Annotated in this window: 20 protein-coding genes; 12 read left to right on the plus strand and 8 right to left on the minus strand. The window is 68.6% G+C overall.

Annotated features, from left to right (window positions below; all coding sequences use genetic code 11):
* The first annotated feature begins 164 nt into the window (after nucleotides 1-164).
* A complete protein-coding gene (locus tag AC1MED_RS15850) occupies nucleotides 165-416 on the plus strand; it encodes a DUF2630 family protein (RefSeq protein WP_346957892.1) in 252 nt (83 codons plus the stop codon).
* A 30-nt stretch (nucleotides 417-446) separates the two neighbouring features.
* Here AC1MED_RS15850 and AC1MED_RS15855 read toward each other — a convergent pair whose 3' ends face one another.
* On the minus strand, nucleotides 447-1148 hold the full coding sequence (locus AC1MED_RS15855) for a FadR/GntR family transcriptional regulator (RefSeq protein WP_479784235.1): 702 nt from the start codon (nucleotides 1146-1148) through the stop codon (nucleotides 447-449).
* Between the two features lie 131 nt (nucleotides 1149-1279).
* Between AC1MED_RS15855 and AC1MED_RS15860 the strand changes: the two genes are divergently transcribed.
* From AC1MED_RS15860 to AC1MED_RS15880, 5 genes are all read left to right on the plus strand, one after another.
* Complete coding sequence (locus AC1MED_RS15860; protein ID WP_479784236.1) at nucleotides 1280-2683, plus strand: SLC13 family permease; 1404 nt, start codon at nucleotides 1280-1282, stop codon at nucleotides 2681-2683.
* A gap of 65 nt (nucleotides 2684-2748) precedes the next feature.
* Nucleotides 2749-3990, plus strand: a complete 1242-nt coding sequence (locus AC1MED_RS15865) for a CaiB/BaiF CoA transferase family protein (protein WP_479784238.1) — start codon at nucleotides 2749-2751, stop codon at nucleotides 3988-3990.
* A 1-nt stretch (nucleotide 3991) separates the two neighbouring features.
* Nucleotides 3992-5509 (plus strand): carboxyl transferase domain-containing protein, encoded by a 1518-nt coding sequence (locus AC1MED_RS15870; RefSeq protein WP_479784239.1) that lies wholly within the window; start codon nucleotides 3992-3994, stop codon nucleotides 5507-5509.
* A 79-nt stretch (nucleotides 5510-5588) separates the two neighbouring features.
* A complete protein-coding gene (locus AC1MED_RS15875; protein ID WP_479784241.1) occupies nucleotides 5589-6560 on the plus strand; it encodes a CapA family protein in 972 nt (323 codons plus the stop codon).
* Nucleotides 6561-6678: 118 nt separating this feature from the next.
* Nucleotides 6679-8148, plus strand: coding sequence for a S8 family peptidase (locus AC1MED_RS15880; RefSeq protein WP_479784242.1), 1470 nt, complete (start codon nucleotides 6679-6681; stop codon nucleotides 8146-8148).
* A 113-nt stretch (nucleotides 8149-8261) separates the two neighbouring features.
* Here AC1MED_RS15880 and AC1MED_RS15885 read toward each other — a convergent pair whose 3' ends face one another.
* A complete protein-coding gene (locus AC1MED_RS15885) occupies nucleotides 8262-9755 on the minus strand; it encodes a purine-cytosine permease family protein (protein WP_479784244.1) in 1494 nt (497 codons plus the stop codon).
* A gap of 369 nt (nucleotides 9756-10124) precedes the next feature.
* Here AC1MED_RS15885 and AC1MED_RS15890 point away from each other — a divergent pair, with 369 nt between their 5' ends.
* From AC1MED_RS15890 to AC1MED_RS15905, 4 genes are all read left to right on the plus strand, one after another.
* A complete protein-coding gene (locus tag AC1MED_RS15890; protein ID WP_479784245.1) occupies nucleotides 10125-11513 on the plus strand; it encodes an ammonium transporter in 1389 nt (462 codons plus the stop codon).
* A gap of 49 nt (nucleotides 11514-11562) precedes the next feature.
* Nucleotides 11563-13437, plus strand: coding sequence for a Na+/H+ antiporter (locus AC1MED_RS15895; protein ID WP_479784246.1), 1875 nt, complete (start codon nucleotides 11563-11565; stop codon nucleotides 13435-13437).
* Nucleotides 13438-13489: 52 nt separating this feature from the next.
* Nucleotides 13490-13807, plus strand: a complete 318-nt coding sequence (locus tag AC1MED_RS15900) for a DUF6221 family protein (protein WP_479784248.1) — start codon at nucleotides 13490-13492, stop codon at nucleotides 13805-13807.
* A 64-nt stretch (nucleotides 13808-13871) separates the two neighbouring features.
* Nucleotides 13872-14513 (plus strand): NADPH-dependent F420 reductase, encoded by a 642-nt coding sequence (locus tag AC1MED_RS15905; RefSeq protein ID WP_479784250.1) that lies wholly within the window; start codon nucleotides 13872-13874, stop codon nucleotides 14511-14513.
* Nucleotides 14514-14668: 155 nt separating this feature from the next.
* Here the strand turns inward: AC1MED_RS15905 and AC1MED_RS15910 are convergent, their stop codons facing one another.
* Nucleotides 14669-15274, minus strand: coding sequence for a DnaJ family domain-containing protein (locus tag AC1MED_RS15910; protein ID WP_346957904.1), 606 nt, complete (start codon nucleotides 15272-15274; stop codon nucleotides 14669-14671).
* A 201-nt stretch (nucleotides 15275-15475) separates the two neighbouring features.
* Between AC1MED_RS15910 and AC1MED_RS15915 the strand changes: the two genes are divergently transcribed.
* Nucleotides 15476-15709 (plus strand): hypothetical protein, encoded by a 234-nt coding sequence (locus tag AC1MED_RS15915; protein WP_346957905.1) that lies wholly within the window; start codon nucleotides 15476-15478, stop codon nucleotides 15707-15709.
* 90 nt (nucleotides 15710-15799) lie between these two features.
* Here the strand turns inward: AC1MED_RS15915 and AC1MED_RS15920 are convergent, their stop codons facing one another.
* The 3 genes from AC1MED_RS15920 to AC1MED_RS15930 all read right to left on the minus strand — a co-directional run bounded on the left by AC1MED_RS15920 (nucleotide 15800) and on the right by AC1MED_RS15930 (nucleotide 19498).
* Complete coding sequence (locus tag AC1MED_RS15920) at nucleotides 15800-16741, minus strand: MBL fold metallo-hydrolase (RefSeq protein ID WP_479784252.1); 942 nt, start codon at nucleotides 16739-16741, stop codon at nucleotides 15800-15802.
* A gap of 2 nt (nucleotides 16742-16743) precedes the next feature.
* Nucleotides 16744-18432 (minus strand): long-chain-fatty-acid--CoA ligase, encoded by a 1689-nt coding sequence (locus tag AC1MED_RS15925; RefSeq protein WP_479784254.1) that lies wholly within the window; start codon nucleotides 18430-18432, stop codon nucleotides 16744-16746.
* 286 nt (nucleotides 18433-18718) lie between these two features.
* On the minus strand, nucleotides 18719-19498 hold the full coding sequence (locus AC1MED_RS15930) for an SDR family NAD(P)-dependent oxidoreductase (RefSeq protein WP_479784255.1): 780 nt from the start codon (nucleotides 19496-19498) through the stop codon (nucleotides 18719-18721).
* 133 nt (nucleotides 19499-19631) lie between these two features.
* On the opposite strand from AC1MED_RS15930, the gene AC1MED_RS15935 reads away from it, so the two are divergent.
* Entirely contained in the window at nucleotides 19632-20171 is a 540-nt protein-coding gene (locus tag AC1MED_RS15935; protein WP_479784257.1) for a TspO/MBR family protein, read from the plus strand.
* Between the two features lie 112 nt (nucleotides 20172-20283).
* On the opposite strand, the gene AC1MED_RS15940 is transcribed toward AC1MED_RS15935, so the two are convergent.
* Both AC1MED_RS15940 and AC1MED_RS15945 read right to left on the minus strand, forming a co-directional pair.
* Nucleotides 20284-20781 carry an SRPBCC family protein gene (locus AC1MED_RS15940; RefSeq protein ID WP_479784259.1) on the minus strand — a complete coding sequence of 166 codons (498 nt, stop codon included), beginning with the start codon at nucleotides 20779-20781 and terminating at the stop codon, nucleotides 20284-20286.
* A gap of 12 nt (nucleotides 20782-20793) precedes the next feature.
* Nucleotides 20794-21183, minus strand: a complete 390-nt coding sequence (locus AC1MED_RS15945; RefSeq protein WP_479784261.1) for an ArsR/SmtB family transcription factor — start codon at nucleotides 21181-21183, stop codon at nucleotides 20794-20796.
* Between the last annotated feature and the right edge of the window lie 156 nt (nucleotides 21184-21339).

The raw sequence follows: 21339 nt of genomic DNA on the forward strand, positions 1-21339 counted from the left end.
ATTGGTGCCTTACAAGCTCAACTCTAGGAAGCCGGAAAATAATAAGCAAGCTGACTATGTCGTGGGATGCATGCGTCCGCGCACCGCCGCCCTCTGGTCACGGCGACCGCCCGTGATTACGCTGGCGGGTACGCACAGCTCAGGACCGCAGGAAGTAGGACACCATGGACGAACGTGACATCCTCCAGCGCATCACCTCCCTGGTGGACGAGGAGCGCGAGCTCCGGGAGCGGGCCGAATCCGCGACCCCCGACCATGACCACGTCCCGGACCGGCTGCGGCTCCGGCAGCTTGAGGAGGACCTGGACCAGTGCTGGGACCTGCTGCGGCAGCGCCGGGCCAAGCGGCAGTACGGCGAGAACCCGGACGACGCGGAGGCGCGTCCCGTGACTCAGGTCGAGGGCTACAACGGCTAAGCCCGTAGCCGCCCGGGCCTAGGCGGCAAACTATTTGAGCAGGTCGACGTCGGACACCATGTCGATGTGGGCCATCATGGCCGCGGCAGCGCCGGCGGCATCCTGCGCCCGGATCGCGTCGGCAATTTTCCGGTGCGAGGCGATGGACTGCTCGGGGCGCCCTGGCTGCCCCAGGGATTCGAGCCGCGTTTCCAGGATCATTTCCGCGATGAAGGCCATCAACTGGCCCAGCACTGCGGAGTGCGCGGCGGCCGTGACGGCCTGATGGAACAGCTCATCGCCGCGCGCCCCCTTTGAGCCGGCGGCCACCTCCTCGGCCATCGCGTCGATCGCCGCGTCAATCGCCTGCATGTCCTGGTCCGTCCGCCGCGCGGCCGCGAGTTCGGCGAGCTTGACCTCCAGGGTGCTGCGGGCCTCGACGATCTCCGGAAGCCTGCTGCGGTGCTCACGCAGACCTTTGATCACCGCGGGCACATTAGGGCGGTAGACCAGAACGGCACCGGTGCCGTGCTGGACGTCAATCACGCCAAGTACCTCCAGCGCCACGAGCGCCTGCGCCAGCGTTGCCCGGGAGACGCCAAGCCGTTCCGCCAGATCCCGCTCGGCCGGCAGGAGGTCGCCGGGGCCAAGCTGGGCCGATTCAATAAAGTCCAGGAGCTGGGCCACGAGCTGTTCGTAGAGACGCGGCCTGGACACACGGGAAATCTCCGGGACCTCAGACTTCTTTGCCATCTTCAACATCCTCCCGTCATAGCGACATGACCATTCTATCCCGGAGGCGTATTGACAAACTCACCTACTGTCTAAGAGGCTAGGCCAGTAGTCCTGTAATCCACATCACACTAGTCCCCGGAGGAACAAAGATGTCCGCTCCCGTGCTTTCCATCATCATTCTGGCGGTGATGTTCCTGCTGGCCACGGTGCTGCCCCTCAACATGGGTGCGCTGGCCTTCGTCGGCGCCTTCCTGCTTGGCTCGGTTTTCCTCGGCATGTCCACCAGCGAGATCCTGTCCAATTTCCCCGGCGGGCTGTTCCTGACGATCGTCGGGGTGACCTACCTCTTCGCCATCGCGCAGAACAACGGCACCATTGACCTTCTGGTCCGGGGGGCCGTGCGGATGGTGGGCAGCAAGGTCGCCCTCATTCCATGGGTCATGTTCGCCATCACCGCGCTGATCACCGCCGTGGGCGCACTCTCCCCGGCCGCCGTCGCCATCATCGCGCCGATCGCGCTGAGCTTCGCCGCAAAGCACAAGATCAACCCCCTGATGATGGGCATGATGGTGATCCACGGCGCCCAGGCAGGCGGCTTCTCCCCGATCGCCGTCTACGGCGTCACGGTCAACGGCATCATCGCCAAGACGGACCTCGCGGCGAGCCCGATGGCCATCTTCCTGGCCAGCTTCTTCTTCAACCTCGTCATCGCGCTCGTGCTGTTCATTGTCCTTGGCGGCAACAAGCTGCTCTCCTCCAAGACCGGCCAGCTCATCGAGCAGGCGGCCGAGACCCGCATGAAGGTCAGCGTCGGCGCCCGCGCGGCCGGCGTCACCCTGCAGGGCTCCGGTTCTGACATCTCCCCCGCCAGCGTCTCCGCCAAGGGCAGCAGCGCGGATTCGTCCGCCGACAGTACCGTCGCCACCTCCGCCGGCGCCTCCGCCGGCGCCCGGGCGACCCTCCCGCAGCTCGTCACCGTCGCCGGCCTGATCGCCCTGGCCGTCATCTCCCTCGGCTTCGGGATCGACATCGGATTCGTCTCCATCACCATCGCCATCATCCTGGCCCTGGTCTCCCCCGAGGCCCAGAAGGGTGCGGTCAACAAGATCAGCTGGTCCACCGTGCTGCTCATCTGCGGCATGCTGACCTTCGTCGGCGTCCTCGAAGAGGCCGGCACCATCAAGTTCGTCTCCAACGGCGTCGCCCAGCTCGGCATGCCGCTGCTGGCTGCACTGCTGATCTGCTACGTCGGCGGCATCGTCTCCGCCTTCGCTTCCTCCACCGCCATCCTGGCCGCCCTCATCCCGCTGGCGGTGCCGTTCCTGGCCAGCGGTGAAATCGGCGCCATCGGTGTCATCGCCGCACTCGCCGTTTCCTCCACCATCGTGGACGTCTCGCCGTTCTCCACCAACGGCGCCCTGGTGCTGGCCAACGCACCGGAGGACGTGGACAAGGACAAGTTCTACAAGCAGATCCTCGCCTACAGCGGCATCGTCGTCGTCGCCGGGCCCGCCATCGCGTGGCTGGTGATGGTCGTCCCGGGCTGGATGTAGCCGTCCCCCGACCGGCCGCCGGCGCCGACACTGCCCAGCTGGAACTGCAAAACAAAGGACCGATTATGAGCATGGAATCCGACCACCCCGCCGAGGGACCGCTGTCCGGCTACCTCGTGGTGGACCTCAGCCGAGCCCTCGCCGGGCCGCACGCCGGCATGATGCTGGCCGACCTGGGGGCCCGCGTGATCAAGGTAGAGAACCCCGGGACCGGGGATGACACCCGCGGCTGGGGACCGCCTTTCGTGGGCCCCGAGGACGACCTGCAGGCCACGTACTTCCTGTCCTGCAACCGCAACAAGGAGTCCATCGCACTGGACCTGAAGAGCGACGACGGGCGGCAGGTCCTGCGCGAACTGATCGGCAGGGCCGACGTCGTGGTGGAAAACTTCCGCCCCGGCGTGCTGGACCGGCTCGGATTCTCGACGGCGGACATGCATGCGGTAAACCCGCAGCTCGTGATCCTGTCCATCACCGGGTTCGGGCACGACGGTCCGGAAGCATCGCGCAGCGGCTACGACCAGATCCTGCAGGGGGAAGCCGGGCTGATGTCACTCACCGGATCCGGCCCGGACGACCCTCAGCGGGTGGGGGTGCCGATCGCTGACCTGCTCTCCGGGATGTACGGCGCGTTCGGCACTCTCGCCGCGCTGCTGCAGCGCGAACGGACCGGCAAGGGCCAGATCGTCCGGACCTCCCTGCTCTCGGCCTTGATCGGGGTGCACGCTTTCCAGGGCACCCGGCAGACCGTGGCAGGCGAGGTGCCGCGCGCCCAGGGCAACCACCATCCCTCGATCGCCCCGTACGGGCTGTTCCACTGCCGGCAGGGCAGGGTCCAGATCAGCGTCGGCAGCGAGAAGCTGTGGAATACCTTCGCCACCACGTTCGGCATCGACACGGCCCGGCCCGAGTTCGCCACCAACGCGGACCGGGTACGGAACCGCGAAAAAGTCATCGAGGCGGTGGAGGACGCCTTCGCCGGGTACGAAGCCGAACCGCTGCTGGCCAAGCTCAACGAGGCGGGCATCCCGGCCGGCAAGGTCCGGACCCTGGACGAGGTCTACCAGTGGGAGCAGGTCCACTCCCAGGGCCTGGTGGTCGACGTCGAGCACAAGGTGCTGGGAAAGATCAGCCTGCCCGGTCCCCCGCTGCGGTTCTTCGACCAGGGCGACGCGCAGGAGACCACCCTGACCTCGCACACCGCGCCGCCGCTGCTGGACCAGGACGGGGAACAGATCCGCCGCTGGCTGGATAGCGCCACCGGCGTTCCGTCGGCGGCCGGCGCTGCGGCCCAGGGCGGCCGCTGACATGCTGGCGGAGCAAAAGGTCCGGCACCTGGATGCCACCGAGCTCGTAGCCACGGTGCTGGACGCGGGCTCCTACCGGAGCTGGGACCGGCCGGTGAAGGACCCGGACCCCAGCCCGGCGTACCAAGCCGAGCTGGCGGCGGCGCGCGGGAAATCCGGCGTGGACGAGTCCGTCCTGACCGGCGAGGGGCTGATCCGCGGGCGCCGGGTGGCGGTGATTGTCAGCGAATTCCGGTTCCTGGCGGGCTCCATCGGGGCCGCCGCCGCCGAACGGATCGTCAGCGCCGTCGAACGGGCCACCGCGGAAGGCCTGCCCCTGCTGGCGGGGCCGGCGTCGGGCGGTACCCGGATGCAGGAGGGGACGCTGGCGTTCCTGTCGATGGTCAAGATCACCGCCGCGGTCCGGGCGCACCGGCAGGCCGGACTTCCTTACCTCGTGTATCTGCGCCATCCCACCACAGGCGGGGTGATGGCGTCCTGGGGCTCCCTGGGCCACATCACCGTCGCCGAACCGGCCGCGCTCCTGGGATTCCTGGGCCCGCGGGTCTACGAGGCGCTGCACGGTACACCCTTCCCGGAGAACGTCCAGGTCGCGGAGAACCTCTTCGACAAGGGGCTCGTGGACGCGGTGGTCCCGCCCGGGCAGCTGCCCGATATCGTCAGCCGGGCATTGGATATCCTCAGCGCCGGCGCACCGGCACCGGTGGGTCCCCCGCCGTCCTTGGCCGTGGCACCGTCGGACGCCAGTGCGTGGGCGTCGATCGAGATCTCGCGGAATCCCCGGCGGCCGGACCTCCGCCAGCTCCTGGTCCACGGCGCCCGGGACGTGCTGCCCCTCAACGGCACCGGCCAGGGCGAGAAGGATCCCGGGCTGCTGCTGGCACTGGCCCGTTTCGGCGGGAAATCCTGCGTCGTGCTCGGCCACACCCGGCCGCGGCCGTCGCAGCAGACCGCCATGGGGCCAGCCTCGCTCCGCGAGGCGCGGCGCGGCATGCGGCTGGCCGAAGAGCTGGGCCTGCCGCTGCTGACGGTGATCGACACCGGTGGCGCCGCGTTGTCCAAGGAGGCCGAAGAAGGCGGCCTGGCCGGTGAAATCGCCCGGTCCCTGCACGACTTGATCGGATTGCAGTCGCCGTCCGTCTCGGTGCTGCTGGGCCAGGGCGCCGGCGGCGGGGCGCTGGCGCTGCTGCCGGCCGACCGGACCGTGGCCGCCCAGCACGCCTGGCTGTCGCCGTTGCCGCCCGAGGGCGCCAGTGCTATCGTGCACCGGACCACCGACTTCGCTCCGGCCATGTCGGACGCCCAGGGCGTCAACGTGGCGGCGCTGCACGCCAACGGGCTGATCGACCACATCGTTGACGAACGCGACGATGCGGCCCTGGAGGCCCGGGCATTTTGCCAGCGGATGGGACAGGCCATCGAATACGAGCTGTCGCTGGTTTCGGCCGCCGGAATCGGCGAACTGTTGCCCCGCCGGCTGGAGAAGTTCCGGAACCTGGGCGGCCGGCTCCGGGGTTAGGGCAGCACGGCAGAGGACGACGGCGGAGCGTACCGCCGTCGTCCTTCCGTTGCCCGGCCGGGCGGTCCATGCTGGTGCCATGCAGATCGCATTCCTGGGCGATGTCATGCTCGGCCGGCTGGTGAACGAGCAGCTGAAGACCGCCGGGCCAGCGTATCCGTGGGGCGACACCCTGCCGGTCCTGCAGCGGGCGGACCTGCGGATCGCCAATCTGGAATGCGTCATTGCCGACGGCGGAGCGCCCGAACCCGGGAAGGTCTTCACGTTCCGGACCGACCTGGCCAACGTGCGCAGCCTCGTCGAAGCGCAGCTCGGGCTGGTGTCCCTGGCCAACAACCACGTGCTCGATTACGGGCCGGACGCGCTGCGGGAGATGCTCGGCGCGCTGGACCGGCACGGGATCCTGCATGCGGGCGCGGGTATGGACCGGCTTGCGGCGCGGCGGCCCGCAGTCCGGCGGGTGGGCGGCATTGCCGTCGGCTTTGTGGCGTTCACGGACAACCAGCCGGACTGGGAGGCGGCGCCCGGTTCCCCCGGCGTCTACTACGTCCCCGCGGCGGAGCACGGCGAGCGCGTCGAGGAGCTGCTGGAGCTGCTGCGGCGGACCAAGTCCCGCGTTCAGCTGCTCATCGTGTCGGCGCACTGGGGCGGCAACTGGGGCTCCGACGCCCCGCCGGAACACCGGGCCATGGCGCAGCGCCTGATCGATGCGGGCGCCGACGTCATATTCGGGCATTCGCCGCACATCTTCCGCGGCGTGGAGGTGTACCGCAACCGTCCGGTGATTTACGGCGCCGGGGATTTCATCGACGACTACGCCGTGGACCCCCAGGAGCGCAACGACCATTCCTTTATCTTTCTGTTGGAGACCGACGGCGGGGCGCCGCGGCGGCTGCGCCTGTTTCCCACCGTCATCGCCGATTTCCAGGCCCGGATGGCAGGCCTGAGTGCCCGGGACATCGCGGCCCGGATGTCCCGGCTCTGCACGGGCCTGGGCACCGGCAGCACCTGGAACGCCGGCGTAAAGGGCCTGGAAATTCCGCTGGACTAGCCGCGCTGTGGCCCGCGGCCGGCGCCGGGGTCCGATTGCCCCTGATCTTTCCGCGCCACAGGGCCTACCATATGGACGGGGGGCACTCGAAAAGCACCATGCTTACTGGGAGGCCACGATGTTTACCACTGTCCGCAAACTCTTTCCGCACGTGCAGAAAACATTCGTGGATCCCGGCCGGCCCCGGCCCGGCACCGCCGCTCCCCCGCCGCTCCGCAGACGGAGACGGAGCTGGGTGGGCGGACTGGCCGCGCTCGCGCTGGCTACCGGCGGGGGCATCGTCGCCGCCGCGCCCTCGGCCGCCGCCGAACCTTCGGCCGCCGCCGAACCGGTTCAAAGCTACATCGTCGTGCTCAAGGACGGTGCCGGGGATGCCGGCGCGCTGGCCGCCGCGCAGCAGGGCAAGTTCGGCTTCAAGGCCGCCAACGTCTACCGGAGCGCCGTGCTCGGCTACTCCGGCGCCATGACGGCAACCCAGGCCCGGAAGCTCGCGGCCGATCCGAGCGTCGATTTCGTGACGCTCGGCCGGCACTTCGACGAGCCGGAGGAGCCCGAGACGCCCAATACCGAGGTGGCTCCCTTGTGGTGGCAGCGGATCGGCGGCGATCCGGAGGAAGCCAGGGACGCCGTCCGCGCCGGCGCCGGCAATGACCACGGCTCCGGCGTCAACGTCGCGGTCATCGACAGCGGCATCGACGGCAGCCATCCGGACCTCAACGTCGTCGGCGGGATCGACTGCACGTCCGGGAAACCCGTTGAAGTGACACCTGTTGACGTGATGGGCCACGGCACGTCGGTTGCCGGCGTCATTGGAGCCCGCAATAACGGCTCCGGCATCATCGGCACGGCGCCCGGCACCCCGCTCTGGTCCGTCCGCGTCGTGTCCAACACCGGCTCCATCACCGAAGAGAGCCTGATCTGCGCCATCGACTGGGTCACCTCGACCCATAAGGACGACAACGAGGACAACGATATCGACGTCGCCAACATCAGCATCGGCGGCTCGGGGTCCGACACGGCCAACTGCGGCAAGGGCACGGACCCGATGCACTACGCGATCTGCCGCTCGGTCAGGGCCGGCGTCACCTACGCGGTGGCGGCCGGAAACTCCGCCGCGGACCTCGCCGGCACCGTGCCGGCGGCGTACCACGAGGTGCTGACGGCGACCGCCATGGCGGACTTCGACGGAAAACCGAAGGGCCTGGCTCCCAGCCTTTGCGGCAAGGACGACTGGCGGCGACTTGGCCAGCTGGACGACCGGCCGGCGTTCTTCTCGAACTTCGCGGTCAACGCCAAGGACAAGCGGCACACGATCGCGGCACCAGGGGTGTGCATCCTGTCCACCGTGCCCGGCGGATACGGCATCAACAACGGCACCAGCTTCGCCAGTCCCGCGGTGGCAGGTGCGGTGGCACTGTGCATCAACAACGGTGCCTGCCAGGGGTCGGGCGCGGAAGTCAGAGAGCAGTTCCTGGATATCGCCGCGGCGTACAACAACCGGCATGAGGATTTCGGATTCGTTGGAGATCCGCTCCGGCCGTCCGGTCCGAAGTATTACGGCTACCTGACCCAGATCAACCGGCTCTGACCCGGTCTACCGGTATGACGGAGGTCCCGGCCGCGGGTGCGGCCGGGACCTCCCTTTTGCGGCGGGTCCACGCTGCGGCCGGTGTGCCCGGCCGGTGCTCGGCGGGCGCCGGGTCAGGCCGTGGGGGTGCCGGTGAGCCGGCCGGCCTCCGGTGTCCGCTCCGGCTCCGCGGTGAGCGGGCCGCCGTCGTGCGGGTAGATCATTGCTGCCGGGGCGTTGGAGTTGCGCTTGGCGAGGGGGTAGAACACCAGGGCGGTGACCACCAGCCCCACCAGCCAGGAGATGTCCGATCCGCCCAGCACCTCGGTCATCGGGCCGGTGTACAGCGTCTGTGCCAGGAACGGGATCTGGGCGACGATGCCAACGGCGTAGGACAGCAGCGCCGTCTTGTTCCACCGCCCGTAGCGGCCGTTCGGGTCGTACAGGGCCGGGATGTCCACCTTCTCCTTGGAGATCAGGTAGTAGTCCACCAGGTTGATGGAACTCCAAGGGATGAAGACCATCAGCAGCAGCAGCACGAAGTTCTTGAAGTTGGCGAGGAAGTCCGGGGAGGCCAGCATGGCGATCAGCACGGTGAGTCCGATGAAGCCGATCACATAGACGAACCGGGTGCGCGACGCGGCGGCGGACCTGCGGGTGAAGGCCGAGACGGACGTCAGCATGGTCATGTAACCGCCATAGGCGTTCAGCGTGTTGACCGTCAGCTTCCCGGTCACGATCACCAGGTAGATGACGACGGCGACCAGTCCGCCGCCGCTGAGGTTGCCCAGGAAGGCTACCTGTCCGTCGAGGAACCGCTGGCCCTTGGGCAGAGCCAGCGACGCGAACAGGGCACCGAGCGTCATGGACCACTGCGAGCCGAGCACGGTCCCGAGGAACGCGGCCAGGAAGGTCTTACGTGCCGGGGTCTTTGAGGGCAGGTAGCGCGAGTAGTCCGCGACGTAGGGGCCGTAGGTCAACTGCCAGCCGGCGCCCAGCGAAATGGCGAGCAGGAAGGTGGGGAACTCGAACGTGCCCGAGGCCAGCAGCGCACCCACGTCCTGGCTCGCGAACAGCCGGATCCCCAGGTAGGTGAAGCCCAGGACGCCGACGACGGTGGAGATGCGGCCCAGCAGGTGGATGTACTTGTAGCCGAGGGTCGCCACGAGGACCGTGAGGGCGCCGAAGATCACCATGCCCACGGCCGGGGTGCCGGTGCGGGTGATCTGGTCGATGGCCTGGCCGGCGAGGACGGTCCCGGTCGCCGCGAAGCCGAGGTACATGATGATGACCAGCACCAGCGGAATCACCGCCCCGAAGACGCCGAACTGGGCGCGGCTGGAGATCATCTGGGGCAGGCCGAGCTTGGGCCCTTGTGCCGCGTGCAATGCCATCACCGCGCCGCCAAGGAGGTTGCCGACCAGGAGCCCCAGGATTGCCCAGAGCGCGTCGGCGCCGAAGAGCACGGCCAGGGCGCCGTCGACGATTGCGGTGATCTGCATGTTCGCCCCGAACCACAGCGTGAACTGCTGCCCGGGAGAGCCGTGCCGTTCATTTTCCGGAACGAAGTCGATGGAGCGGCGCTCGACGCGCTCCCCGGCGGTATCCGTTCGTGTCGAAGCTTGCATGCTGGTCCTCACTAAAGATCAGGTTGGGATTGTCCGTCCATCTGAGCACGTCCCGTGACCTGCATCACTGGGGCAGGCGACGGTTCTGTCCGGGATTCCGGACAGTCGTGGATTGAGGGCCCCGGACGTTCCCGCCCGGTTCTTCAGCAGCCGGGCCCACTCCCGGCCCCGACTGGATCGTGCCGGATAGCCGTCGTTTACATGCCGGAAACACAGCTGACACGCGAGCTTCACGAAACCGCAATTCCTGTAACGTCCCCGCAACGTAGTTCCCGACTGCCTGAAACACAGCGACGCGAGGATTAAACCCGGTTGGGGACCGGCGGCGAGGTGTCCCGGTACGGCGAATTGTTGAGAAGGGACACGCAGGTGGAACTCACCGCGGCAAACGTCTGGATCATGGTCTCAGCGGCCCTCGTGCTGCTGATGACCCCGGCCCTCGGCCTCTTTTACGGCGGCATGACCAGGGCCAAGGCCTCGCTGAACATGATCATGATGAGCTTTGTCTCGGCCGGCATCGTCGGTGTGGTCTGGGTGCTCTGGGGCTACTCAATGACCACCGGCTCGGGTGTCCTGGGCATTTTCGGCAACCCCTTTGCCGACGTCGGCCTGGCCCGGCTGATGGGCTCCCCCGATCTGATCAAGGCCGGCTTCAGCGCCACCTTCGCGATCATCACCGTCGCGCTGATCAGCGGCGCCATCGCGGACCGCGCCAAATTCGCCGCCTGGTCGCTCTTCGTCCCGGTCTGGATCACCTTGGTTTACTGCCCGCTGGCCTTCATGGTCTGGGGCGGCGGCCTGATGAGCGCCGGCGGTGCCGTGAGTTCCGTCTTCGGCCAGGTGATCGACTTCGCCGGCGGCACCGTCGTCGAAATCAGCTCCGGCACCGCCGCCCTGGTCCTGGTCCTGATCCTGGGCAACCGCCACGGCTTCGGCAAGGATCCGGCACACCGCCCGCACAACATCCCCTTCGTCATGCTCGGCGCGGGCATCCTCTGGTTCGGCTGGTTCGGCTTCAACGCCGGCGCCGCGACGACGGTGGAGCAGGCCGGCCTGATCTGGATCAACACGCTCGCAGCCCCCGCGGCCGCCATGCTGAGCTGGCTCGCGGTCGAAAAGCTCCGCCACGGCCACCCCACCTCGCTCGGCGCAGCGTCCGGCGTGGTGGCCGGCCTGGTTGCGATCACGCCGTCCTGCGCCAACGTCGGCCCGCTCGGCGCCCTCGGCCTCGGCCTGGTGGCCGGCGCCGCCTGCTGCATCTTTGTGGACCTGAAATACAAGTTCGGCTTCGATGACTCGCTCGACGTCGTCGGCGTCCACCTGGGCGGCGGCCTGATCGGCACGCTGGCGCTCGGTTTCATTGCCCTGCCGGCCGACGGACAGGGCGGCGGCCTCTTCTACGGTGGCGGTCTGCACCAGCTGATCGCCCAGACGGTTGCCGTGCTGATCACGGTCACGCTCTCCGGCCTGGCCACGGCGGTGATCGGACTCGCAATCCACAAGACCATGGGCTTCCGCGTCAGCCACGAGGCCGAGGTGGCGGGCGTGGACCGCTCGGAGCACGCCGAGACCGCCTACGAATTCGACGGCCTGGCGCACAGCCGCTTCAACCCGTTCGGCCACCACGTCCAGGCCCACCATCATGCCCACGACGCCGCCGGGCACGCTGCCGCTGCCGCGCCTGCCGCCGTTACTGCGCAGGCGGCTGCTGCGCCGCACGGACAGCCGGAGCGCGCCAAGGCAGACAGCTTCGTGTAACGCCCCGGCCGGCACGAAGCCCGGCCGCACCGCCTGACAGAATGGCCTCATGGAACTCGCCCTCGGACTGCTGGTTCTCGTGGCCGTCGTCTGCGCCGGCAGCGCACTGGGCCGGAAGCTCAACGTTTCCGTTCCCCTGCTGCTGGTGCTGGCCGGCGTCGCGGGGTCCTTCCTCCCCTTTGTCCCGGATATTGAGCTCAATCCGGAGCTGGTCCTCGTCGGGCTGCTGCCCCCGCTGCTCTACGCTGCGGCACTGCGGACCTCGCTGTTCGACTTCGGCTCCAACCGCCGCGCCATCGGGCTGCTCTCGGTGGGCTACGTCATCTTCGGCACCATCGCCGTCGGCTTTGTCGTCTGGTGGCTGTTCCCGGAAATCCCGCTGGCCGCCGCGATAGCCCTCGGCGCCGTCGTCGCCCCGCCCGACGCCGTCGCCGCGACCGCGATCGCCCGGAAGGTGGGCATGCCCCGCCGGATCGTCACCATCCTCGAGGGCGAATCCTTAGTCAACGACGCCACCGCGCTGGTCTGCCTCCGCGCCGCCATCGCGGCGATCGCCGGGTCCGTGTCCGCAGCCGGAATCGCCGGCGGATTCCTGCTCGCGGCCGGCGGCGGACTGGTGGTGGGCCTGGCCGCCGCCTATGTGCTGACCGAGCTCCGGAAGCGGATCCGCAACGTCGCGATCAACACCTCGACCTCGCTGATGGCCCCCTTCGTCGCGTACCTCCCGGCCGAGGCGATCCACGCCTCCGGCGTCCTCGCCGTCGTCGTCACCGGGCTCGTCATGGGGATGAAGGCGCCGTCCATGCCCAACGGCGCGGCCCGGCTGAGCCAGCGCAGCAACTGGAACACGGTGCAGTTCCTGCTGGAGGACTCCGTTTTCCTGCTGATCGGGTTGCAGGTCCGGACCATCATCGAGGGCGTGCAGGACGACTCGCTGGGCGCCGGCCGGATCTGGGCCGGCTGCGCAGTGATTTTGCTGGCGGTGCTGCTGCTCCGGCCGGTCTGGGTGTTCCCGGCAACCTACCTGCCCCGGCTGATCCCGTCCATCCGGCGGGCGGACCCGGCGCCGCCGTGGCAGTTCGCCGCGATCGTGTCCTGGGCCGGGATGCGCGGGGTGGTGACGCTGGCCGCGGTGCTGGTGCTGCCCGCGGACCTGGAGCACCGCTCCGTGCTGATCCTGGCGGCCATGGTGGTTGTGGGCGGGACCCTGACGCTGCAGGGCTTCACCCTCCCGGCGCTGGTCCGGGTCCTCGGCGTGCAGGGCCCGGACCAACGCGAGGATGCCCTGAACCAGGCTTCCCTGATGCAGCTGGCCACCGCGGCCGGGGTGGAGCGGCTCCAGGAACTGCGCACCGACAACGACCCGCCGGAAGTCGTGGCCATGCTCAAGCGGCGGACCCAGGAGCGCGGGCTGGCGGCCTGGGAACGGCTCGGCCGGCCGACGTCGGAGGCGGCGACTCCCAGCCAGCGCTACGCCCAGCTGCGCCTCGCCATGCTGGACGCGGAACGGGCCAAGGTGCTGGAACTGCGGCGCGGCGGCGAGTACGCCCATGAGGTCCTCAGCGAGGTTCTGGAGCGGCTGGACGTCGAGGAGTCCATGCTGGACGTCTCGCTCGACGAGCTGGACACGGCCGGCGAGGGCGGCGGCGAAGGGCTCGCGAGACCCGGCGGGGTATGCGGGCACCTCGAGTCCGCGCCGGATCCGGAGGTTCCGCCGGACCCCTTCTGCGCGGACTGCCGCCGGGAAGGCACGACGCCGGTGCACCTCCGGATGTGCCTGGCGTGCGGGAACGTGGGCTGCTGCGATTCCTCCCCCGGGACGCACGCCAGCCGGCACTTCGAGGCGACCGGCCATCCCGTGATGCGGAGCGTCGAACCGGGCGAGGACTGGCGCTGGTGCTACGAGGACGACCTGCTGGGGTGATGCCAAGCCGGTGGGTGATGCCAAGCCGGTCCGCCGCGCGTACCCTCGGTTTGTGGACATAGTTGAGTTCCTGTCCGAGCGCATTTCCGAGGACGAAGCCGCGGCCCGGACACTGCTCAGCGACCGGACCGTCTCCAAATCCGGCGAATGGTACGAACAACGGCTGCTGCTCGAATGCGAGGCAAAACGGAGGCTGATTGGCGTCGTCGAGGCGGCACGGCAGTCGGCACTGGCCGCCATGGTCAGCGATTCGCCCCCCGGGGCCCACTGGGCGCCGCGGTCGCTGGACTGGATGGAGCGCTCCCTGCAGGCCCTGGCGTTGCCCTACTTCGACCACCCCGACTTCGAGCAGGGCTGGCTGCACCCCTGAGCTGCGGTCCGACACCGCCGCCGAACGTTGAAATAACTGGGGCAGCAATGCGGTTAGCCCGGACATGACAACAATCGGAATCATCGGTGCAGGACACATTGGCAGCCAGGTCGCCCGGAAGGCAGTGCGGCTCGGCTACGACGTCGTGATCAGCAACTCCCGCGGGCCCGAAACGCTCGCGAACCTCGTGGCTGAACTCGGGCCGCATGCCCGCGCGGCGACCGCGGCAGACGCAGCCGCGGCGGCCGACTTCGCCGTCGTCACCGTCCCGCTGAAGAACATCAAGGAGATCCCCGTCGAGCCGCTGGCGGGCAAGATCGTGATCGACACCAACAACTACTACTGGGAGCGCGACGGGCGGTTCCCGGCACTGGACAACGGCGAAGCCACCACCTCCGGGCTGTTGCAGGAGCACCTGCCCGGATCCAAGGTGGCCAAGGGCTTCAACCACATCATGTACACAGACATCACCACCGACGGAACGCCCGCCGGCACGGAAAACCGCCGCGCTCTGGCCACGGCGAGCGACTTCCCGGAAGCCGCCGAACTCGTCACCCGCCTCTACGATGAGTTCGGCTTTGACACCGTCAACGTCGGGCCGCTCTCGGAAAGCTGGCGGGTGGAACGGGACCGTCCGGCCTACGTCGCCCGCCAAAACGCGGCCGAGCTGCAGGGGAACCTCGCGAAGGCTCCCCGCACCATCTAATGGCCCGGCTGGGGCGCCGTATCGACCCGCCGAGGTGACAGCTCGCGGCAGTATCCGCGCCGCACACTGCCGCGAAGTGCCACCTCGCGCACATCTTCCAGCCGCGGGCCTGTGCCGGGTGTCCGACGACGGCGGAACCGCCCGCCGGCGTCAGCTCACCGGAGCCGGCGCCTCCAGAACCTGCGCCACCAGGGCCGCGCGGGTTCCGGCGCGGGCGGTACCGCAGCGGCGGCGGCTGCCCTGGCGCGCCGGTCGCGCCAGGCGGCCACCTCGGCGTCGACGTCGCGGGTCTTGGTGATGACCGGCGGTCCGCCCTGGAGCTGGCGGCGGGCGTCGACCACCCGGGCGTTGAAGTCCATCAGGATGTCCCGGACCTGCTTCTCGGTGAACTGGGCGTCGAGGCGAGCCTCAAGTCCGGCGTCCTCGGTGCGGAGCAGGATCGCCGTCGGGCCCAGGCCGGTGATGTTTTCCCGCTGGAGCAGGCCCTTCACCCACCAGTCCGGGTCGTACACCTCGCCGAGCCCGGGGATGGGCTTACCGGCGTACTTCAGGTTGTCGAACTTCCCCTGCGCCATGGCATCACGGATCAGGTACTCGGCCTTCGCGGCGTCGTCTACTTTCGCGCGCTTCTGCCGGAGTTCCTCCTCGGCGGCGCTGAGCTCGTCGTTCTCCTGGACCGTGCTGCCGCTGGCCCGGATGGAGCGCAACTCGGCGGCCCGTTCCACCCGGCGCCGGAACGCCGAGCGTCCCACGTCGCCCATAAGCGACCATCCTTCCCGCTGCCCGGAGTCGCGGATCTGCCTTCAAGTATGCGCACATCCGGGCGGCGGCAAAAGGCGCGGCCCGGGCGAGACGGGAACCTAACACCGCCGTAACGCGGTGTTAACCCGCCCGTGCAAGGCTGGAGCCGTCGGATAAACACAGCATCCTTCCTGCCCAGCAGATCCCAAGGAGTCGCCGCCGTGAACAGCCATGAGCCCCATCCGTCCGAAAGCCCCCTGCCCGCCACCGGCGCGGCACCGCCCCCAGACCTGAGCAGCACCCACGTCACGCATGTCCGGGAGGACGTGGCCATGGCCGGTTGCTGCGCCAACGTCCACCTCCCGACCGGCCGCACCTGCACCCTGCCCGTGCGCCACCAGGGTGCCTGCGATTTTGTCAGGCCCGAGGAGGCCGAAACCATCGCGGTCCACTAGGCAGCGGGCCCTCAGCCTTCGCGCGAGATGGCAGGTCGCGGCAGTGTTTTGCGCAAACATTGCCGCGAAGTGCCATCTCGCGCGGGCGCCTCACGCGTCGTCGAGGCAGAGTATGAAGCCGGGGAAGACGTGGCGGCCCGGGCATCCGCCCACGACGTCGATGGCCCGGCGCAGTTCCCGCAGCTGCTCCACCGTCAGCTGCAGCGGCGGTTCGTCCGGCTGGTAGGTGGTGTAGATCGGGTAGTCGACGCCGGGCTCCCGTGACATCTCGATGTGGCAGCCCAGGACATGGCTGACGGGATGCGCCGCGCAGAACGCGAGGAGCCGGTCGACGGTGCGGACGAACGCCGGCCAGTCGTGGATGTAGAGACGCCCCGGGTAGACGGTGTCCCCGGTGAGCAGGACGCCGGTATACGGGTCGTAGAAGGTGACGGCCGCGTTGTGGTGGCCCGGGCTCGGCCAGCACAGCAGGACCCGTCCGCCCAAGTCCACCCGCGCAAGCCGGCCGGCGGCGTCGTCATCGGCACCGCTGCCGGCGACGGCGTCGGCGTCGGCGCCGGCGTGAGCGCCGCCGTCGTCCGCAAATCCGAAAAATTCCCACGCGGACCGCTGCCCCGCGTCCACCACGAGGGTGTCCGGCCGGCCGGCAAACTGGGCGTCCCCGGCCACGTGGTCGCCGTGCGGATGGGTGTGCAGGACCAGCAGCCCGTAGCCCTCCCGCGGGTTCGCCGCCAACCACTCGTCCACCAGGCCGTCGACCACTCGGCGCAGCGGGAAGAACTCCGCGGAGGCCGTGGCGCCGGTGTCGATCAGCACGGCCCGGGTATTGCCGAATAGCAGGAACATGAACGGCGCCTCGTAATTGACGGCCATGTTCTGGCGCAGCACGAAGGTGTGCTCGTCATAGGCATGGACCTGGATCTCCGGGTCCGTGTTGTGCTTGGCCGACTCCGAGCCGTGGATCCAGGACACGTTGAGGTCACCGGGCCGGGGCGCCCCGGCGGCGAAGTCGATCGCTGTAGGGTTGCCCATCACTACAGCCCCGGCAGGACCTGTTCGCGGACCTGCTTGCGCAGGATCTTGCCGAGCATGGAGCGCGGCAGGTCCGGGACCGGGACGATCCGGCGCGGGACCTTGTAGCCGGCGAGGTGCTCGCGGCAGTAGGCACGCAGGGCGTCCTCGGCCAGGGCGGTGCCGGGTTCAAGTTCGACGGCGGCCACCACCAGTTCGCCGCCGCGCTCCAACGGTTTGCCGACGACGGCGGCGTCCCGGACGTCCGGGTGCAGTCGCAGCACGGCCTCCACCTCGGTGGGCGAAACGTTGAACCCACCGGTGATGATGAGTTCCTTGGCCCGGTCCACCACCGTGGTGAAGCCGTCCGGGTCCACGGTCACCACGTCGCCGGTGCGCAGCCAGCCGTCGACGGTCAAGGTTTTCGCGGTTTCCTCCGGGTTGTTCCAGTAGCCCTGGAAGACCTGCGGGCCCTTGATCAACAGCTCGCCCGGCTGGCCCTGCGGGACCTCCACGGTCGGGTCGTCGAGGTCGACCACCTTCATCAGGGTCGACGGGAACGGCACGCCGATGGTGCCGGTGCGGCGGGTGGGGTGGAACGGGTTGCCGAGCGCCACCGGGGAGGATTCGGTCATGCCGTAACCCTCCACCAGCAGGCCGCCGGAGACAGATTCCCAGAGCTCCACCACGTGGTCCGGCAGGTTCATGGCGCCGGAGATGCAGTACTTGCAGGACCGCAGCGAGACGCCCCTCTCCTTCGCGGCCATCGCGGTGCGCTCGTAGATCGGCGGGACCGCGCAGTACACGGTTGCGGGCGACTTCTTCATCGCGTCCAGCACCAGGTCCGGGTCGAACTTGGGGAACAGGACCAGCAGGCCCTGCTTGCGGATGCCATAGGTCAGATACAGGGTCATGCCGAAGGCGTGGAACATCGGCAGGATCGCGTAGAAGATTTCCTTGCGGTACTCCGCGCCGGCCATCCAAGCCTCGCCCTGCAGCGCGTTGGAGTACAGGTTGAAATGCGTGAGCATCGCCCCCTTGGGCCGGCCGGTGGTCCCGGAAGTGTACTGGATCGCGGCGAGGTCCTGCACCGCGGGGCGCGGGTGGGTGGGGTCGATCCGGCCGTGGCCCAGGAGGTGCTTCCACGGCATGGTGCCCGGTGCGGGGGCGGTCAGCGAGGCCCGCGTTTCGCGCAGCTTCCCGAACGGCACGGACAGGGCGAGCCGCTTGATGGCGGGGAACGCGTCAAGCAGGTTCACGGAGACCACGTGGTCGATTTCGATGTCCGCGGGGAACTCGCGGATGGCGGCCGCAGCCTTGTCCCAGGCGATCACCACGCGGGCCTGGTGGTCCTCGAACTGGTGGCGGAGTTCGCGGGAGGTGTACAGCGGGTTGTGTTCGACGACGACGGCGCCCAGGCGCAGCACCGCGTAGAAGGCGACGACGTGCTGCGGGCAGTTCGGCAGGATCAGGGCCACCCGGTCCCCGGCGCGGACACCGAGCCGGCGCAGGCCCTCGGCGGCCCGGTCCACCTGCTCGCCGAGCTCCGTGTAGCTGGTCCGGCGGCCGAAGAACTCGAGGGCGGGGGCGCTGCCGGCCTCGGCCACGGACCGCTCCAACATCGCGACGAGCGACTCCGTGGGCAGTTCGATCTCGGCCGGGACCCCCGGCTGGTAGTTCTTCACCCAGGGCTGCTGGTCAGTGTGCTCCATGCCCACATCATTTCGCGAACTTCGGGTGGGAGCGAATCACGACGCTCCCTCAGCTCCGGCAGCCAAACAACAAACGCTCCCTCAGCTGAGGCGCCGCATCGACAAACGCCCCCTCAGCTGACGTGAGGGAGCGTCCCCAGATTCCCGCAGGGCCTGAGGGAGCGTCCCCCAGATTTCCGCAGGACCTGAGGGAGCGTCCCCCAGATTTCCGCAGGACCTGAGGGAGCGTCCCCCAGATTTCCGCAGGACCTGAGGGAGCGTCCCCCAGAGTGCGGCGGGACGAAACCTACAGCGCGGACCAACCGCCGTCGGACGCGAGGATGGCGCCGTTGACGTTGGTGCCGTCGTCGCTGAGCAGGAAGGTGATCGAGGCTGCCAGCTGCGCCGCGGTGGCGGGGGTGGGGATGTTGGCGCCCATCAGTGGGCCAAGGCGCTCGGCGGCGAGCTGGGAGCCCCAGTCGGCCACGATGTTGGTGAGCGTGGCGCCGGGGGCCACCGCGTTGAAGCGCAGGCCCTTCGGCCCGTACATGACCGTGGAGTTTTTGGTCAGCCCGACGACGGCGTGCTTGGACGCGGTGTATGCAGCGCCGGCTGCGGATCCACGCAGCCCGGCCTCGGAGGCGACGTTGACCACGGACCCGGTGCCCGCCTGGAGCATCAGCGGGACCACGGCCCGGGTCAGGCGCATCAGTGCGGTGACGTTGATCCGGAAGACCCGCTCCCAGACGGCGTCGTCCACCTCGTGGATCGGGGCGAAGTTGTCCATGATGCCGGCGACGTTGGCGAGGGCGTCCACGCGGCCGTCCGCTGCGGAGACGACTGCGGCGACGGTTTCCTCGGTGGAGATGTCGCCCGCCACCGGCACAATATCCAGGCCGGCGTTCTCGGCCACCAGGTCGTCCAACCGCTGCTTGCTGATGTCCGCCGCGATGACCCTGCCGCCCTCCTTCGCGACGCGCAGCGCAGTGGCCAGGCCGATGCCGGAGCCGGCGCCGGTGACGATGACGGTCTTACCGGCGAAACGCCCCGGAGTGATGGTTTCCTGCCATGAAGCTTCGTTGCCCATGATGTCCTTCCAGACGCAAAACGATCCTGACAGCGCCAGCCTAACCGGGGCAGCGCCCTCCGGACAGGGCGGCGGGGGACGGTTCCGACGTCGTAGTTTGACGGGAGGGCCCGCGGTTGTCCACAGTGATTCAGTGCTCTTGAACGTTGAACAAAGCGCCCCGGGCACCTTTGCCCCCGGCAGCGGCCCCCGGCGGCGCCAGATTGCGGCCCTGATCGGCTTTCTGGCGGCCTCCTGGGCCGTATCGCTGCTGGGCTCCCTGCCGATCAGAATGAACGGCGCCTGGTACGCGTCCGCGGACACGGCACCGTGGACCCCGCCCGGGTGGATGTTCGGTTCGGCCTGGCTGGTGCTGTACGCGGCCATGGCGGTGGCGGCGTGGCTGGTGTGGCGGCAGCGGCTCTTCCCGCGCCGGGATGCGCTCAAGGTTTACGGCGCCCTGCTGCTGCTGAACCTGGCGTGGCCGCTGATGTTCTTCGGCCTGTACCCGATGATGGGCACCGCGGCCCTGTGGCTGGCTCTGCTGGTGATCGCCGCCCATGCCGTGTTTGCGACCGTGGCCGTGCTGCACTTTGGACCGATCAGCACGACGGCGGGGGTGCTGATGCTGCCGTACGTTTCGTGGCTGGTGTTCTCGGCCAGCCTGAACCTGTACGCGGCCGTCAACAACTAAGCAGGCAGCCAACCGGCCCGCAACAGTCGGGAGGACGACGGCGGGGCCCACCCCGGCGTCGTCCTCCCGCCCCGTCCTCTCGCCTTAACGCTGTGGCGCGATGGCCCTTCGGTCAGGCGTTGGCGTGCTCGGCGAGGATCGCGTCGACCTGGCCCAAGGCCCCCTTCAGGCCTTCCTCCATACCCATGGCGACGATCTTCTCCATTTGCTCCTCCGTCTCGAAGGTGGACAGCACGGTCATCCGGGTCCGGTCGCCGATCGGTTCCAGCGTAACGATCCCGTGGATCGCTCCCATCTCCGCGACCGGGTCGCCGTTGTCGTCCGAGAATCCGTCGTCGAACTCCAGGCTGTGCGGGGCGTCGATGGTGACGAACCGCCACCAGCCGCGGGCTTTCTCCCCATCAGGTCCGGTCATGTAGTAGCTGGCCGCCCCGCCCGGGACGAAGTCATGCTTCTCGAAAGTGGCCGGCCAGGTGGGCGGGCCCCACCAGCGCTCGAGCTGGCGCGGGTCTTCCCAGATCTGCCAGACACGCTCGACGCCGGCATCGAACTCCGCGACGACGCTGAGGCTGAGTGCTTCAAGATTCTTGACTGAACTAATGACTGTCATGATCAACCCTTCCTATCCTTCGGTTTCGCTGGTTTCTGCCCTGTCGGCCGCTCGCTGGCCCGCCTGCGGATCCGTTTCGGCCAGCAGGTCGGCGATCCGTTCGGTCCGTTGCCGCCAGATCACCTCGTACTCGTCGAGCAGGCCGCGGGCCTTCTGCAGCCCGTCGTGATTGGCCCGCACAATCTGCTCCCTTCCGCGCTTCTCCTTGGTCACCAGGGAGGCGCGTTCCAGCACCGCCACATGCTTTTGGACGGCGGCGAAACTCATGGCGTAGAGCGCGGCGAGCCCGGAGACCGAGTACTCCCCCGCGGTCACCCGCCGCACAATGTCCCGGCGGGTGGCGTCGGCAAGAGCCTGAAACAGGCGGTCCACCGCTTCATCATTCAACTGATCTACAACCATTTGGTTGTAGGATAGGCCGGCCGTTCGGGGGTGTCAATGGGTTGGCTGCGGCTCAGCCCAGATAAGGCCCGGAACACATGGCCTCAGCTCCAATAGGGAGATGCCGTCGTCTGTCGGTGGGCTGCGCTAGATTGTGAGCACAATCATTTCTTTCAG

This window comes from Arthrobacter sp. BI5 (assembly GCF_056680065.1).